The sequence below is a fragment of the Phycicoccus sp. CSK15P-2 genome (genome assembly GCF_016888005.1).
In the GTDB taxonomy this organism is placed as follows: Bacteria; Actinomycetota; Actinomycetes; order Actinomycetales; family Dermatophilaceae; genus Phycicoccus.
Genome location: NZ_JAFDVE010000002.1, coordinates 19820 through 35550 on the forward strand (window position 1 = coordinate 19820; position 15731 = coordinate 35550).

At 73.2% G+C, this 15731-nt stretch carries 11 protein-coding genes; 6 read left to right on the forward strand and 5 right to left on the reverse strand.

Annotation, left to right across the window (positions count from 1 at the left end; translation table 11 throughout):
* The first annotated feature begins 6 nt into the window (after window positions 1–6).
* From JQN72_RS00815 to JQN72_RS18110, 3 genes are all read left to right on the forward strand, one after another.
* A complete protein-coding gene (locus tag JQN72_RS00815; RefSeq protein ID WP_204133259.1) occupies window positions 7–1128 on the forward strand; it encodes a GuaB3 family IMP dehydrogenase-related protein in 1122 nt (373 codons plus the stop codon).
* A 151-nt stretch (window positions 1129–1279) separates the two neighbouring features.
* Complete coding sequence (locus JQN72_RS18105) at window positions 1280–2860, forward strand: succinic semialdehyde dehydrogenase (protein ID WP_239099926.1); 1581 nt, start codon at window positions 1280–1282, stop codon at window positions 2858–2860.
* Window positions 2857–4590: a GMC family oxidoreductase gene (locus JQN72_RS18110; RefSeq protein ID WP_307812328.1), complete on the forward strand. Its 1734-nt coding sequence runs from the start codon at window positions 2857–2859 to the stop codon at window positions 4588–4590. Before JQN72_RS18105 ends, JQN72_RS18110 begins: the two co-directional genes overlap by 4 nt.
* Window positions 4591–4753: 163 nt before the next feature.
* Here the strand turns inward: JQN72_RS18110 and JQN72_RS00825 are convergent, their stop codons facing one another.
* From JQN72_RS00825 to JQN72_RS00840, 4 genes are all read right to left on the reverse strand, one after another.
* Complete coding sequence (locus tag JQN72_RS00825; protein ID WP_239099927.1) at window positions 4754–5182, reverse strand: glutaredoxin domain-containing protein; 429 nt, start codon at window positions 5180–5182, stop codon at window positions 4754–4756.
* Between the two features lie 110 nt (window positions 5183–5292).
* Window positions 5293–7068 carry an ABC transporter ATP-binding protein gene (locus JQN72_RS00830; RefSeq protein ID WP_204133260.1) on the reverse strand — a complete coding sequence of 592 codons (1776 nt, stop codon included), beginning with the start codon at window positions 7066–7068 and terminating at the stop codon, window positions 5293–5295.
* A complete protein-coding gene (locus JQN72_RS00835) occupies window positions 7052–8785 on the reverse strand; it encodes an ABC transporter ATP-binding protein (RefSeq protein WP_204133261.1) in 1734 nt (577 codons plus the stop codon). Before JQN72_RS00835 ends, JQN72_RS00830 begins: the two co-directional genes overlap by 17 nt.
* A gap of 62 nt (window positions 8786–8847) precedes the next feature.
* The gene (locus JQN72_RS00840) at window positions 8848–9378 is read right to left on the reverse strand and encodes an MOSC domain-containing protein (protein WP_204133262.1); all 531 of its coding nucleotides are present in this window, start codon (window positions 9376–9378) and stop codon (window positions 8848–8850) included.
* Between the two features lie 189 nt (window positions 9379–9567).
* Here JQN72_RS00840 and JQN72_RS00845 point away from each other — a divergent pair, with 189 nt between their 5' ends.
* Genes JQN72_RS00845 through guaA form a run of 3 tightly spaced genes read left to right on the forward strand, consistent with a single transcriptional unit; the run spans window position 9568 to window position 12353 of the window.
* Complete coding sequence (locus JQN72_RS00845) at window positions 9568–10326, forward strand: SURF1 family protein (protein WP_204133263.1); 759 nt, start codon at window positions 9568–9570, stop codon at window positions 10324–10326.
* On the forward strand, window positions 10313–10690 hold the full coding sequence (locus JQN72_RS00850) for a DUF3817 domain-containing protein (protein WP_374190864.1): 378 nt from the start codon (window positions 10313–10315) through the stop codon (window positions 10688–10690). The genes JQN72_RS00845 and JQN72_RS00850 overlap by 14 nt, the downstream gene beginning before the upstream one ends.
* Window positions 10691–10700: 10 nt before the next feature.
* Window positions 10701–12353, forward strand: coding sequence for a glutamine-hydrolyzing GMP synthase (gene guaA, locus JQN72_RS00855; RefSeq protein ID WP_307812331.1), 1653 nt, complete (start codon window positions 10701–10703; stop codon window positions 12351–12353).
* A gap of 110 nt (window positions 12354–12463) precedes the next feature.
* Here the strand turns inward: guaA and JQN72_RS00860 are convergent, their stop codons facing one another.
* Window positions 12464–15277 carry a DNRLRE domain-containing protein gene (locus tag JQN72_RS00860; protein ID WP_204133264.1) on the reverse strand — a complete coding sequence of 938 codons (2814 nt, stop codon included), beginning with the start codon at window positions 15275–15277 and terminating at the stop codon, window positions 12464–12466.
* Between the last annotated feature and the right edge of the window lie 454 nt (window positions 15278–15731).

Here is a 15731-nt window from a genome sequence, read left to right on the forward strand (position 1 = left end):
TCCGGGGTGACCGAGATCGAGATCGGCCGAGGCAAGCGCGGCCGCCGCGCGTACTCCTTCGACGACATCGCGCTCGTGCCCTCGCGGCGCACGCGTGACCCGGAGGAGGTCTCGACGGCCTGGCAGATCGATGCCTACCACTTCGACATCCCCGTCATCGCGGCGCCGATGGACTCGGTGACGAGCCCACAGACCGCCATCGCGCTCGGCAACCACGGCGGGCTGCCCGTCCTCGACCTCGAAGGTCTGTGGACCCGGTACGAGGACCCGATGCCCCTGCTCGCCGAGATCGCCACGCTCGACCCGGCGCTCGCCACGCAGCGGATGCAGGAGATCTACCGCGAGGAGATCCGGCCCGAGCTCGTCACCGAGCGGCTCCGGCAGATCCGCGAGGCGGGCGTCACCGTGGCCGGGGCGCTCAGCCCGCAGCGCACGCAGCAGCTGTGGAAGACCGTCGTGGACGCCGGGGTCGACCTCTTCGTCATCCGGGGTACGACCGTCTCCGCCGAGCACGTGTCCGGCCGCGCCGAGCCGCTCAACCTCAAGCGCTTCATCTACGAGCTCGACGTGCCCGTCATCGTCGGTGGCGCGGCGTCGTACTCGGCGGCCCTGCACCTCATGCGCACGGGCGCGGCCGGCGTGCTCGTCGGTTTCGGGGGCGGCGCCGCGCACACGACGCGCACCACCCTCGGCATCCACGCCCCGATGGCGTCGGCCATCGCCGACGTCGCCGCGGCCCGTCGCGACTACCTCGACGAGTCCGGCGGCCGCTATGTCCACGTCATCGCCGACGGCGGCGTCGGGACCAGCGGCGACGTCGTCAAGGCCGTCGCGTGCGGCGCCGACGCCGTGATGCTCGGGGCGGCCCTCGCCCGCGCCACGGACGCACCGGGCCGCGGGTTCCACTGGGGACCCGAGGCGCACCACCCCGAGCTGCCGCGCGGACACCGGGTCGAGGTCGGAGGCGTCGCGCCGCTCGAGGAGGTCCTCTTCGGGCCGAGCCGCCAAGCAGACGGCACGACGAACCTCGTCGGGGCCCTGCGCCGCGCGATGGCCACCTCGGGGTACGTCGACGTCAAGGAGTTCCAGCGCGTCGAGGTCGTCGTCGCGCCCTACCAGCGCAGCTGAGCCGGACCGGGCGCCCCGGTCGTCGGCCCCCCGCGCCGTCGACCCCCCAAACGTGACGGGTCGCCGTCCGACGCGCGACGCACGGTGAGGTCCCGGCACCTGCCGGGTCGGAGCGGCCCAGGACGGGCCCGTCAGTGGTTACCCTTCGGTAATGACCGATGTCGTCGCCGACCCGGACACCGACCCGCGCGCCACCTACGTCGTGGACCCGGCCCGCGTTCGCGGCTGGACCCGCGACGTGCCCGCGTCGGGTGAGCCCCTGACGACGCACACCCCGATGACCGGCGCGCCGCTCGCGACCTTCCCCGGCTCGACCGCCGAGGACGTCGGCGTCGCCGTCGACCGGGCGCGGGCCGCGCAGCGCCGATGGGAGGCCGTCCCGGTGGCGGACCGGGCCCGGTGGCTCCTGGACCTGCACGACCTCGTGCTCGCCCGCCAGAGCGAGCTGCTCGACCTCGTCCAGCTCGAGTCGGGCAAGGCCCGCGCCCACGCCTTCGAGGAGGTCGGGGACGTGGCCGTCGTGTGCCGCTACTACGCGCGGCGCGGACCGGGCATCCTCGCGGACGAGCGGCATGCCGGGGTCTTCCCGCTGCTGACCCGCAGCACCGTCCACCACCACCCCCGGGGCGTGGTCGGCATCGTCGCACCGTGGAACTACCCGCTGAGCCTGGCCGTGACGGATGCCGTCCCGGCCCTGCTCGCCGGAAACGCCGTCGTCCTGCGGCCGGACCCGCAGGGGTCGCTCACCGCGATGGCCGCCGTGGCGCTGATGGTCGAGGCGGGGCTGCCGGACGGTCTCGTCCAGGTCGTCCTCGGCGGGGCCGAGACGGGCAGTGCGGTCGTCGACCGCACCGACTACGTGTGCTTCACCGGCTCCACCGCCACCGGTCGCGCCGTGGCCGCGGCCGCGGGGCACCGGCTCGTCGGCGCCAGTCTCGAGCTCGGCGGCAAGAACACCCTCTACGTCGCCGACGACGCCGACCTGCGTCGCGCGGTGCCGGGCGCCGTCGGCGCCTGCTTCTCCTCGGCGGGTCAGCTCTGCGTGAGCACCGAGCGGGTCGTCGTGCACGACGGCATCGCCGACGAGTTCCTCGGCCGCTTCCTCGACGCCGTGGCCGGCCTGAAGATCTCCACCGGGCTCACGTGGGACGCCGACCTCGGCAGCCTCGTCGGACCGGCCCAGCTGGAGCGCGTGCGCCGGCACGTCGACGACGCCGTCGCCAAGGGGGCGACCGTCCTCGCGGGCGGGCGGGAGCGGCCGGACCTCGGTCCGTACGTCGTCGAGCCCACGGTCCTCACGGGGGTGACTTCGGCGATGGCCTGCCGCGACGAGGAGACCTTCGGGCCGGTCGTCGCCGTCTACCGCGTCCCGAGCGACGACGCTGCCGTCTCCCTCGCGAACGACACCGAGTACGGTCTCAACGCCTCGGTGTGGACCCGCGACGTCCGCCGCGGACGTTCCATCGCGGGCCGTGTCCGGGCGGGAACGGTCAACGTCAACGAGGGGTACGCGGCGGCCTGGGGCAGCGTGGCGGCACCGATGGGCGGGATGAAGGCGAGCGGTCTCGGGCGACGTCACGGCCGCGAGGGGCTGCTGAAGTACACCGAGAGCCAGAACGTCACGGTGCAGGGCCTGGTCAACGTCGGCGACCTCCCCGGCCTCGGCGGCGAGACCCACGGACGGGTGCTGACCGGCGCCCTCCGCGTGCTCAAGGCGGTGGGTCTGCCGTGACAGGCACGTCCTCGACCGACGTCGACGTGGACGTCGTCGTCATCGGTTCCGGGTTCGGCGGCTCGGTCGCCGCGCTGCGTGCCGCGGAGAAGGGCTACCGGGTCCTCGTCCTCGAGGCCGGACGGCGGTTCGCCGACACCGACTTCGCACGGACGTCGTGGGACCTGCGCCGCTTCCTCTGGGCCCCGCGCCTCGGCTGCTACGGCGTGCAGCGCATCCACCGTCTGCCGGACGTCGTCGTCCTCGCGGGCGCGGGGGTGGGTGGCGGCAGCCTCAACTACGCGAACACCCTGTACCGCCCGCCGCGGGCGTTCTACGAGGACCCGCAGTGGCGTGACGTCGCAGACTGGGAGCGCGAGCTCGCACCGCACTACGACACCGCCAGCCGGATGCTCGGCGTCGTGACGAACCCGTGCGACGGGCCGGTCGAGCGGGCGATGCAGGGCGCGGCCGAGGACCTCGGGGTCGGAGGGACCGTGGCCCCGACCCCCGTCGGGGTGTTCTTCGGCCCGCCGGGCGAGACCGTGGAGGACCCGTACTTCGGGGGCCGTGGCCCGGCCCGCACCGGCTGCACCCAGTGCGGCAACTGCATGGTCGGCTGTCGGGTTGGCGCGAAGAACACTCTCGTCAAGAACTACCTGGCGCTGGCCGAGGGGCTGGGCGTCGAGATCCGCCCGATGCGGACGGTGACCCGGCTCGGCATCGTCCCGGGTACGGACGGCGACGCAGAGCACGACGCGCGGTACCGCGTCCTGCACGAGCGCACCGGGCCGGTCGGTGGCCGGGACCGGCAGGTCGTCACGGCCCGGCGGGTCGTCGTCGCCGCCGGGACGTGGGGGACCCAGACGCTGCTGCACGCGATGTGGGACGCGGGCGAGCTGCCGCGGCTCTCCGACCGGCTCGGGGACCTCACCCGGACGAACTCGGAGGCGCTCCTCGGCGTCCTCACCGAGCATGCCCCGGCCGCGGCCGACCTCACCCGCGGGGTCGCCATCACGACGTCCTTCCACGTCGACGCCGACACCCACGTCGAGAACTGCCGGTACGGCAAGGGTTCGAACGCGATGGGGCTTCTCGCGACGCTCGCGGTCCCCGGCGGCACCGGCCGGCCGCGGTGGTGGGAGTTCCTCCGGACCCTCGCCCGGGACCCGGAACCGGTCCGGCGGCTCTTCCCGATGGCCAGCCGCTGGAGCGAGCGCAGCGTCATCGGCCTCGTCATGCAGTCGCGTGACAACTCGCTGCGGGTCCGCGCCCGGTCCCGGTTCGGCCGTCGGGGACTGACCTCCACCACGGGGCACGGGGAGCCCAACCCCACGTTCCTGCCGCAAGGGCACGCGGCGATGCGCGCCCTCGCCGACCGGGTGGCGCAGGCCACGGGCGAGTACACCGTGGCGGGCGGCTCCTGGCCCGAGGTGCTCGACGTCCCGATGACGGCCCACTTCCTCGGTGGCGCGCCGATCGGGTCCTCCCCGGAGCGCGGCGTGCTCGACCGCTACCAGCGGGTGTGGGGGCATCCCGGCGTCTCGGTGCTCGACGGTGCGGCGGTCTCCGCGAACCTCGGCGTCAACCCGTCGCTGACGATCACCGCGCAGGCCGAGCGGGCGATGGCGTACTGGCCGTCGGCGGGCGAGGAGGACCACCGCCCGGCGCAGCGCAGCCTGCTGGAGGCGTCGTCTCGGTCGGAGCAGCGGAACCCGGTGTCGGCGGGCTCTGCGACCCTGTCAGGGTGAGCGAAGACCGCATCTGGACGTTCACCGTGCCGCTGTGGAGCTGGCAGTCGCGGCACTTCGTCACGGTGCCCGAGGGCGCCGACGCCGAGGTCCGCATCCGGCTCGTCGACCGCTGAGCGTCCCGATCCGCCGTCGCGTCGCCGCCCGGCGACCGTCGACGGTGTCAGCGGGTGAGAGCGAGACGGACGCTCGACGGGTCGGGGTTGGTGTGAGGGACGCCGTCGAGGACCACCGTCGGCACGGTCTCGTTGCCCTCGTTGACGCTGCGGACGAACGCCGCCGCGTCGTCGTCCTGCCAGATGTCGACCCAGACCGCGTCGCGCCCCGCACGGCCGAGCCGGCGGCGCAGGCGCTCGCAGTACATGCACCCCGGCCGCCAGTAGACGACGACCCGGCGCTCGGCCTCCGGCAGGTCCTGCACCTGGGCGTAGGTCGCGCCGCTGCGGCCCCCGCGCCACGGCGACATCAACCACGCGGTGGTCAGGAGGACCGCGAGGGTCAGCAGGGCCGAGCCCCAGCGTCCGGCCGCCGTGTGCCAGGAGCCGACGACCACCGCCAAGCCCGCGGCGACGAGCCACATCCGTCGTTCCATCGTCCGACCTCCTCGGGCCCGACGGTACGCCCACCACGGGCGGTCCGGGGTCCCCCCGGAGGGGGACGAGGGCTCGGCCCGGGGGCGGAGCCGGGGACGGACGGGGGCGCTCAGCCCTCGTCCCGCCAGGACCGCCACAGGGCGGCGTAGGACCCGTCGGCGGCGATGAGCTCGTCGTGCGAGCCGAGCTCGTGCACCCTGCCGCCCTCGACGACGGCCACGCGGTCGGCGTCGTGCGCGGTGTGCAGCCGGTGCGCGATGGCGACGACGGTCCGGCCGGTGAGGACCGCGGCGAGGGAACGCTCGAGGTGGCGTGCCGCACGGGGGTCGAGCAGCGAGGTGGCCTCGTCGAGGACGAGGGTGTGGGGGTCGGCGAGCACCAGCCGGGCCAGCGCCACCTGCTGGGCCTGGGCCTCCGTGAGCGCGTACCCGCCGGAGCCGACCACGGTCTCGAGGCCCTCCGGCAGGCGCTCGGCCCAGTCGAGGGCGTCGACCGCGGCGAGCGCCTCACGCAGGGTGGCGTCGTCGGCATCCGGCCGGGGCAGGCGGAGGTTGTCCGCGAGCGTCCCGACGAAGACGTGGTGCTCCTGGGTGACGAGCGCGACCTGGCCGCGCAGGTCGTCGAGCTCGAGGTCGACGAGGGGGACGCCACCCACGGTGATCCGTCCGACCCGCGGCCCGTCGACGCCCGCCATGAGGCGTCCGAGCGTCGACTTGCCGGCACCGGACGGGCCGACGACCGCCAGCCGCTCACCGGGGCGCAGGTCGAGCGAGACGCCGTGCAGGACGTCCTGACCGGTGCGGTAGGCGTACCGCACGCCCGCCACCGACAGGTGGTCGTCGGTGGGCTCGGCGCCGGTGGCGACGCGGTCCGGGGGCACCTCCGCGACCCCGAGGATGCGGGACATCGAGGTCGCGGCGAACTGGATCTCGTCGAGCATGCCGATGACCTCGCCGAGGGGGTCCAGCAGCCGCTGGACGTACAGGACGACCGCGGTGGCCGTCGCCACGGGGATGACGCCCTCCCACGCGAGCCAGCCGCCCCAGAGCAGGCTGCCGGCGACCGGCGCGAAGAAACCGAGCTCGAGCCACGGGAACCACCGCAGCCGCAGGCCTACGGTGTAGCGCTCGGCGGTGTGGCTCTCGGCGACGGCCTCCGCGAACCGTTCGCCGCGCTCCTCGTGCAGGCCGAGGGCGTCGACGGTGGCCGCGCCCTCCACGGTCTCGGCGGCGACCCCGTTGAGCCGGGCGTAGGTGGCGTGCTCCCACAGGTAGCCCGGCCCGGCGAGCCGGAGGTACCGCCGGGTGGGGAGGAACCAGATCAGCGGCGTGAGGAGGAGTGGCAGCGCGGCCAGGGGTGAGGCGACGACGGTGGCGACCGCGGTGACCGCGACGGTCGTCACCGAGACGACGACGGTGGGGATGCCGAAGCGGATGACGTAGCTGACGGCGTCGATGTCGTTCGTCGTCCGGGCCAGGAGGTCGCCGGTGCCGGCGCGCTCGACCGTGGAGAGCGGCAGCCGGACGGCGGACCCGACGAAGTCCTCGCGCAGCCGGGCGAAGACCTGCTCGGACAGGACGAACGAGCTGCGCCGGGCGACCCAGGTGGCGACGGTCTCGGCGAGGACCGCGGCCGCGAGCAGGCCGACGAGGAGGTCGAGGTCGGTGACGGTCGCGCGCCCCGTGGTGACGGTGCCCACGACCTGGCCGACGACCCACGGGCCGGTGAGTCCGACGAGAGCGGCGAGCAGGTGCCAGACCAGCACCCACACGAGGGGCCGGCGGTGGTCGCGCAGCAGCACGCCGACGTGGGCGCGCACGACGGCACCGGACGCGATGGGCAACGTCCGGCGCGCGTGGTCGGTGTGGTCACGGAGCGGCGACATCGGCGTCCTCCTCCCCCCGCACGACGACCCACCGGTAGGCGGGGTGGCTCCGGGAGAGCTCCCGGTGGGTCCCGGAGGCGACGACGCGTCCGTCCCGGAGCAGGTGGACGACGTCGGCGTGGTCGAGCAGGAGCGGGCTCGCGGTGACGACGACGGTGGTACGGCCGCGTCGGTGGGCGGCGAGCCGCTCGGCGACCCGGGTCTCGGTGTGCGCGTCGACCGCACTGGTCGGTTCGACGAGGACGAGCACCTCGGGGTCGCGCAGGAGGGCACGGGCGAGGGCGAGCCGCTGGCGCTGACCGCCGGAGAGGGACCGTCCGCGCTCCTCGAGCTCGCCGGCCAGACCCTCGTCGAGCGCGGCCAGGGCGTCGTGGGCGTCGGCCACGGTGAGCGCCGCGAGGCGGGCGTCGTCGTCGGCGCCGCCGAGCTCGCGGCGCAGCGGGCCGCTGAACAGCCGCGGGTCGGCCTGCGCGACGAGCACGCGCGAGCGGACGACCTCGACGGGCAGGTCGTCGAGACAGGCAGGGCCCCAGCGGACCCCGTGTCGCCCGGGCGTGACCCGTCCGAGCCGCGCCGCGACGGCGGCGGTCTCCTCGGGGCGGTCGCTGACGAGCGCGGTGAGCGCCCCGGGCTCGGCCGTGACGCCGGACGTGGGGTCGACCAGGGGCCCGCCGAGCGGCGGGAGCGGCGTGCCGACGGGGGCGCCGGGATGGTCGGGCTCGACGGCGAGGATGCGCGCGATCCGGCGGGCGGCGACGCGGGTGGTGATGAGCTTGTCGGCCATCTCGACCGCCGTCTGGAGCGGGATGGTGAGGAACGCCGTGTACCCGTAGTAGGCCACCAGCTGGCCCGGGGTGATCTCGCCCGCGACGGCCAGGCGCGCGCCGACGGCCGTGACGACGAGGACGAACAGCCCCGGCAGCAGCACCTGGGCGGCGTCGAGGGTGGCCTGGGTGCCGGCGACGTGGACGCCCGCGCGGCGCACCGACTGCGACTGACGGCGGTAACGGGCCAGGAAGGACTGTTCGCCGCCGATGCCGCGCAGCACCCGCAGGCCGGCCACGGTGTCGGCGCCGAGGGCGGTGAGCCTCCCGGCTTCCTCGCGCTGCGCGCTCTGGCGGCGTTGCAGCGGTCTCATGACGAACGCCAGCGAGGCGACGAGCAGCGGACCGCCGACGAGCATGATGACCCCGAGCAGCACCGAGCCGCGCAGCAGGATGACCGCGACGACGACGAACGAGACGACCGCGCCCATGAACCGGGCGAAGACGTCGAAGGTGTGCCCCATCCGGCCGAAGTCGCTCGTGAAGCTGGCGAGGACCTCGCCGGCGGGCATCGTGCGGGTCAGCGCGGGGCCGGCACGGCGGACCGCGCGGTCGGCCACCAGCCCGGCCCGGAACGCGGACACGAGCCAGTTCTTGACCGCGAACCAGTGCCGGCCGTTGCCGACGGTCGCCGAGATCAGGGCCAGCCCGACGACCGCTGCCGACCACAGGAGGAGCGCCCGGCCGTCGCGCGCCACGATGCCGTCGTCGACCGCGTGCCCGACGGCGGCGGGGACGAGGGCGACCGAGAGCATCCACGGGATGCCGAAACCCGCGCCCGCGAGGAGGGTGCGCCACTGCCGGCGTGCGAGCCAGACGAGCAGCCGGTCCGCGTCGGCGGGCGGGTCGTCCCCGGGTCGCACGCCGTAGTCCCAGGCAGGTCGGCGCAGCATGACCCGGCCACGCTAGTCGTCGGCACCGACACCGGCGAACCGGTTTTCCGGGCCGTCGGGGATCAGGGGAGGCCGGGTCCGGGAGACCTCGCCGCCGTCCGTGACCGCCGCGCGCGCTCGGCCGCCTCGTCCGGGTCGAACGGCAGCTCCTCGTAGGCGTCACCGACCACCATCCGTCCACTCTCGACCACCCGGAAGACCGTGCCCGCCAGGCCGTGCAACGCGGCCGCCGCCCCGGGTGCGACCTCGTCGTCGAGGACCCGGCACGGCGCCGCGACCCGGACGACCTCGAGCAGCACCTCGCCGACCCGTGCCCGGGCGCCCGGAACCGACACCACCGGGCCGTGCGAGACCGTGACGTTGCGCCGGGTGCCCTCGGCCGGGACGGGTGTCCCGAGCCGCTCGCCGGCCGTCGCCAGCCCGTCCGAGGACTGCACGGTGACGTGCCGGTGCCGGCTGCCGTGGTAGCGGTCGCCGACGATGCCCGTCCCGGTCTCGACCTGCACGGACGGCACGGAGCGCATCGGCAGGCGTCGGCCGGGGGCGACGTGCAGCGCCACCACGGTCGGTGGCTCGCCGGGCTGCGGTCCCATGCCTGCCCCAACCACCCCGTCCGTCCCGACATTTCGGGGTCACCCCGACATGTCCACGAGACCCCGGTTCCGAACCGGGGTCTCGTGGACGAACCGTGGTCTCGGCGGTCTCGGCGGTCTCGGCGGTCTCGGCAGCTCCGGACCGACGAGCCGACGACGACGTCCGGACCGGTCACGTAGCCTCGTGACGTGCTGCGGACCGCCCTGACCCCGAGGTACCTCGGGCTGCTCGGGCTCGTCCTCGTCGTGGGCGTCGCGTTCGTGCTGCTCGGCCGCTGGCAGCTCGGGGTGGCGCAGGGGACGGCCCACGAGGAGGCCGTCGAGCGGGCCCGCTCGGCGGCTCCGGTCGTGCTCACCGACGTCCTGGCACCACACTCGTCGTTCCCCGGCGAGATGTCGTCCCGGCCGGTCACCGTGACCGGCCACTACACCGGGGGGCAGCTGCGCGTCCCGGACCGCCGCCTCGACGGTGCGAGCGGGTCCTGGGTGCTCACGCCCTTCGTCGTCGACGCCACGGACGCCACCCTGCCCGTCCTCCGTGGCTTCCTCCCCGAGGGGGCCGACGCGGGCGAGCCGCCCACCGGGCCGCTGACGCTCTCCGGGGGGCTCGCCCCGCCCGAGTCGCCGTCGTCGGTGGACACCGGGCCGGGAGAGATCGGCTCGGTGGACACCTCCGTCCTGGTCAACACCTGGGACGGCGACCTCTACAACGCGTTCCTCTTCCTCCAGGCCGAGACCCCGGCCACCGGCCCGCAGCTGACCAAGGTGCCGACCCCGCTCGGACCGACCGGGGTGACGTGGCGCAACGCCGCCTACGCGGTCCAGTGGTGGGTCTTCGCCCTCTTCGCGCTCTGGCTCTGGTGGCGGATGGTCCGCGAGGAGCACCAGCGGACCGGTGCGGACCACGCGGACGGCTCCGGCGACAATGGGGTCCGTGAGCACCTCTGAGGCCCGCCCCGCCACCGTCATCGCGTCGGAGGACGTCGACGCCGTCCGTCCCCGCCTCACCTTCTTCAAGGTCATGGCGTTCGTCGTCGGGGTCGGGCTGCTCGTCCTCGTCGTCGAGATGGTCCTGTCCTACGGCTTCGGGATGAAGGGCGAGGCGAACCCGCTGCACTGGTGGCCGCAGCCGCACGGCTTCATCTACATGGTCTACCTCGTCGCGACGGCCGTCCTCGGCTTCAAGGTGGGGTGGTCGCTGCCCCGGATGGTGCTCGTCATGCTCGCCGGCTGTGTGCCGTTCCTCTCGTTCTGGGTCGAACGCCGCGTGGCGGGCGAGGTCGGGGCCGGTCTGCGCGCGGCGCGCCAGTAGCCTTGCCGCTGTGAGCAACGCCCCGGAGCTGCCCGCCGACCCCTCGCCCGTCGACCCGTCGCACGCCGTCGTCGAGGGCGGTGAGCCGGTCCACCTCGCCGACCGGCCGGTACTCGTCGTCGACTTCGGCGCGCAGTACGCCCAGCTCATCGCGCGCCGGGTGCGGGAGGCCAACTGCTTCAGCGAGGTCGTCCCGCACTCGATGTCGGCCGACGAGATGCTCGCCAAGGACCCCGCGGCGATCATCCTCTCCGGCGGCCCGTCGTCGGTGTACGAGGAGGGCGCCCCGCGCCTCGACCCGGCGGTGGTCGAGGCGGGCGTCCCCGTCTTCGGCATGTGCTACGGGTTCCAGGCGATGGCGCTCGCGCTCGGCGGGCGGGTCGAGAGGACCGGGCTCTCGGAGTTCGGTGCGACGCCCGCGACGATCAGCGACACCGCGAGCACCCTGTTCAACGGCCAGCCCGGCGAGCAGTCGGTGTGGATGAGCCACGGCGACTCGGTGGCCGAGGCTCCCGGGGGGATGCGGGTCACGGCGAGCACCGCCGGCTCTCCGGTGGCGGGCTTCGAGGACGACGACCGCAAGCTCTACGGCGTGCAGTGGCACCCCGAGGTGATGCACTCGACGTTCGGGCAGCGCGTGTTGGAGAACTTCCTCGCCAAGGGTGCCGGCCTCACGGGCGAGTGGACGGCCGAGAACGTCGTCGAGGAGCTCGTCGGGGCCGTGCGCGAGCAGATCGGCGAGGCGAGGGTCATCTGCGGCCTCTCCGGCGGGGTCGACTCCTCGGTGGCCGCCGCGCTCGTCCAGCGCGCCGTCGGCGACCAGCTGACCTGCGTGTTCGTCGACCACGGGCTGCTGCGGGCGGGGGAGGCCGAGCAGGTGCAGCAGGACTTCGTCGCCGCCACGGGGGTCGACCTCGTCACGGTCGACGCCGCCGACCGTTTCCTCTCGGCGCTCGCCGGGGTCAGCGACCCCGAGGAGAAGCGCAAGGTCATCGGGCGCGAGTTCATCCGGGTCTTCGAGCAGGCCGCGCGCGACATCGTCGGGGAGCACGCGGGCGAGGGCGACCACCCGGTCGAGTTCCTCGTCCAGGGCACGCTCTACCCGGACGTCGTCGAGTCCGGCGGCGGCAGCGGCACGGCGAACATCAAGAGCCACCACAACGTCGGCGGGCTGCCGGAGGACCTCCGGTTCACGCTCGTCGAGCCGCTGCGCCTGCTCTTCAAGGACGAGGTGCGCCAAGTCGGTCTCGAGCTGGGCGTCCCCGAGGGCATCGTGTGGCGTCAGCCGTTCCCGGGGCCGGGCCTCGGCATCCGGATCGTCGGCGAGGTCACCCAGGAGCGGCTCGACGTGCTGCGTGCCGCCGACCGGATCGCCCGGCACGAGCTCTCGGCCGCCGGTATGGACCGCGAGATCTGGCAGTGCCCGGTCGTGCTGCTCGCCGACGTGCGCTCGGTCGGGGTGCAGGGTGACGGACGCACGTACGGGCACCCGATCGTGCTGCGCCCGGTGTCGTCCGAGGACGCCATGACGGCCGACTGGACACGCATCCCGTTCGAGGTCCTCGCGAAGATCTCCACACGGATCACGAACGAGGTGCGCGAGGTCAACCGCGTCGTCCTCGACGTCACGAGCAAGCCGCCGGGCACCATCGAGTGGGAGTGACGCCCGGCATCGCGCCCCGGCTCAGCCGCTGAGCGCGGCCGTGACGACGATCGCGACTCCAGGCACTCGGCTGGTCGCACTGGTCCTTCCAGGGCCCTTGCCGGGCATGGTCATCCTGCCCAGGTGAGGCCCGCCCATCCGGACATCGCTCTGCGCCGGGCCTCGAACGCCGTCGGCGTAATACCGGTGCCCGGGTAGTACTGGAAGTAGCCGGCCGGCTCGTTCCCCAGCGGCTCGGCCAGCTTGCCGAAGAGGTCCTGGTGCCCGTCGCCATCCCAGTCGCCGGCGGCGTAGATCCGCTCGTAGACGTTCCAGCCCGACGCGACCTTCACCCGTGGGCCGACTCCCGATCCGAGCAGACCCGGGTACAGCCAGAGGTCGCCGTTGGCGTCCCGGCCGATGATGTCCGCCAGAGCGTCTCCGTCGTAGTCACCCATCGTCACGATCATGTAGCCGGTCCACACATGGTCGACCTTCGAGCTCGGGTCCCCGGTCGGGCTGTCCTGGACGTGCCCGTTGCCGTCGCCGTGGAGCACCCGCACGTCTCCGTTCGACGCCTTCACGAGCAGGTCGGCGTTGCCGTCGTCGTCCCAGTCGCCGGGGGTGTGGACCTCGAGTGCGTCGGGGACGACGACCGGCTCCTCGACATCATCGCCGCAGGCATCGAGGTCATCGATGCACTCGTCCTCGTCGATCTCCCCTGCGACGAGCCGGGTGACGGGCACGGCGCCCGGATACCACCCGGAGCCATCGCCCACCTGCACCATCAGGGCGCCCCCCTGGCCGAGGCTGACGAGGTCTCCGAAACCATCGGCGTTCCAGTCGACCTGGACGGGCCGGTAGTCGGTTGTGACATTCGTGGCGATCGGGGTGCGGCAGCCGCTGGCGGGGCCCCAGAACGGTGACCTCTGCCCTGACCCCAGATAGAGGCACGCGAGGCGGCTGCCGTTGCCCCATACGTTGCTGTCATCGCCCCACACGCTGATGACGTCCGGTCGGCCGTCGTTGTTCGCGTCCCGGGGCGTCCACGGGCCCTGGGGTTCCAGGGGTGGCGCAGCGTGGAAGCTGTAGCCCGTCCACGCGCTCTTGTTGCCGGAGGCATCCTCCAGCACGACGCGCACGGTGTTGACCTCGTCGGTCGGGACGAGGTCGACGGTGACCGGGCCCCCGGGGGACGACGGCTTGACGACGTAGGACGGCTCCTCGATCTCGTGGTGGGAGTTGACACCCACGCGGTACGCCGTGGCGTCCGTCCCCGGCGCGCTGATCGTGAAGCGTCCCGGCGTGCCGGCCGGGAGCCCTTGGACCCAGTCCTCGTTGTCCGGGGTCTCGGGGTAGTCGGTGCTCGATACCGTCACGGCGGCAGGCGACGGGGCCTTGGTGTCGATCGTGAAGGAGCACTGCGTGGATGGCGAGGACTCCTCTCCCCCCGCGTAGGTCGTCACGTCCCAGCGGTACTTGGTGTTCGCGGTGAGCGACCCTTGCGTGAAGATCGTCGTGGCAGTCACCCCGCTGGTCACCTTGACGGACCGAGTGTGGTTCGACGGGCGGGAGGTGCCGTTCTTCCACACCCGGAACCGGGCGTAGACGGTGCCGCCGTCGGGGTCGCGCGGCACGGCCTTCAGCGTGAGATCGGTGTTGCCGACGAGGCCGTTGGAGCAGGAAGTGGAGGGTGAGGTCGACAGACCGGTGGGCGTGGTCGGCCTGCTGTGGTACTTGATGTCGAGGGCGGGGTTGTTCTTGAACTTCTTCCAGGCGTACGTGTCGGACTCGTTGCCGGCACGCATCGCGAGCACGAGGTGGGTCCAGTTCTTGGACGCAGCCGTGGCGACCCCGGATCGCACGTTGAACTCGACTCCCCCGCCGTTGCCGGCGCACGAGGAGCTGCTTCCGCTCGGTGCCCAGTTGTACGCGAAGCTCTTGCTCGCCACCTTCGAGCTCCACGAGGGCTGCTTGCTCCACGTGGTCGAGCTGCTGAAGTTGCCCGTCACCCAGACCTGGACCTCACGAGCGCTGCACGACCACGACCATGTATTCACCGCCCGGAAGGTGGCGCTGTCGACGACCTTGCCGTTGAGGCCCTTCACGTAGTAGCGGAAGAAGCTGCGACGCTTCATCCCGCCGTCCGCGCTGTAACCGACCGTGGCCTCGCGGGTGGCGTTGTAGTACGAGGTCCCGGAGTACGTCGAGTCGACATAGGCCCATGCCAGCCTGTTGCCGATGCTCGGGTCGATCGAGACCGGATAGCGAGTCTTCGGGTCGGTGAGCAGGTCGCTGGGAACGTCCAAGGTCACCGAGCCGTCTGCCACGGACAGTCCGACCGGTCGCTGACGGGCGTCGGGGTCCGGGCTGGTGCTGCGCTCGCCCCGGCCGTCGGGAGTCGTTCCCCGCTCCCAGGCCTGAGGAGTCATGCTCTCGAAGATGGCGCGGCCTTGCCGTCCCACGACCGCCAGCCCTCCGTTGGGTCGCTCGACGACCTTCGCGCCGGTGGCTCGCACGTCGAACCGCAGGCGACGGAGCGCCGGGTTTCGTCCTGCGGCCCGGTTCTTCACCTCGAACACCTGGGTGTACGAGCTCGGTCCCATCTCGATGACGAGGTCGACCCCGGGGAGCGCGTCGGGGTACCGCACGACGTTCGCGTCGATCTCCGGCTGTGGCAGCGACTGGCCGGCCCAGGCCAGCTGCACCCAGGCTTCGTCCTCACGGAGCGTGATCACGCTGTCGGTCCCTGCGGCACCGAACGCGACGTCGATCGCTGCCCGCTTGGGCGCCACGGTGCCGTCGGGGCGCCGGACGAGAGTCGTGTCGACCTCCTTCCAGGTTCCGTCCTCGCGAACCCGGACCGGCAGGGCATGCGACGTCTGCCGGAACGACCCGTCGGGCTGCGCGTAGGTGATGGTGGTCTCGTCGGTCAGCGCGGACACCTCCACCGGGTTCCCCGAGGTGCGGGCCTCTGCAGAGGCCTCTGCCTCCGTGAGGCCCCGAGCGTCCGGCCCGGTCGTCGTTGCCGCCTCGGCCGGCGACGTCGCCGAAGCCTCTGCGTCGGCGCGTGACCCCGCTCCGAGCCCGGTCGCCAACGCGAACGCAGCGGTGACGGCGAGTGCGCGGCGAGCCTGCGGAAGAGACGAGAAACCCATCATGAAACCCCATCGACATCTGCGAGATCCGAGTGCAGGAGCGCCCCCGGCCAAGCGGCGAAGAATCCCCCGAGAAGTGCTTGGACGCCTCACAGCCGCGGCGAAAGAGTGCCAGATGTTCGTCGGGGGGTGCAAGCGATCGAGCCACTTTTCCTCTCGGCTTGACGTGGCGCGACTTTGCCGCCAAGGTGTGCCTCGCAACCACGGAGCCCAATGGGGGTGACGGGTGGGGACCGGGGTC

What these genes read in the sequence shown, in the direction of transcription:
- JQN72_RS18105 (WP_239099926.1), top strand. Translation starts at nt 1,280, where the DNA reads ATGACCGATGTCGTCGCCGACCCGGACACCGACCCGCGCGCCACCTAC.
- JQN72_RS00825 (WP_239099927.1), bottom strand. Translation starts at nt 5,182, where the DNA reads ATGGAACGACGGATGTGGCTCGTCGCCGCGGGCTTGGCGGTGGTCGTC.
- JQN72_RS00830 (WP_204133260.1), bottom strand. Translation starts at nt 7,068, where the DNA reads ATGTCGCCGCTCCGTGACCACACCGACCACGCGCGCCGGACGTTGCCC.
- JQN72_RS00835 (WP_204133261.1), bottom strand. Translation starts at nt 8,785, where the DNA reads ATGCTGCGCCGACCTGCCTGGGACTACGGCGTGCGACCCGGGGACGAC.
- JQN72_RS00840 (WP_204133262.1), bottom strand. Translation starts at nt 9,378, where the DNA reads ATGGGACCGCAGCCCGGCGAGCCACCGACCGTGGTGGCGCTGCACGTC.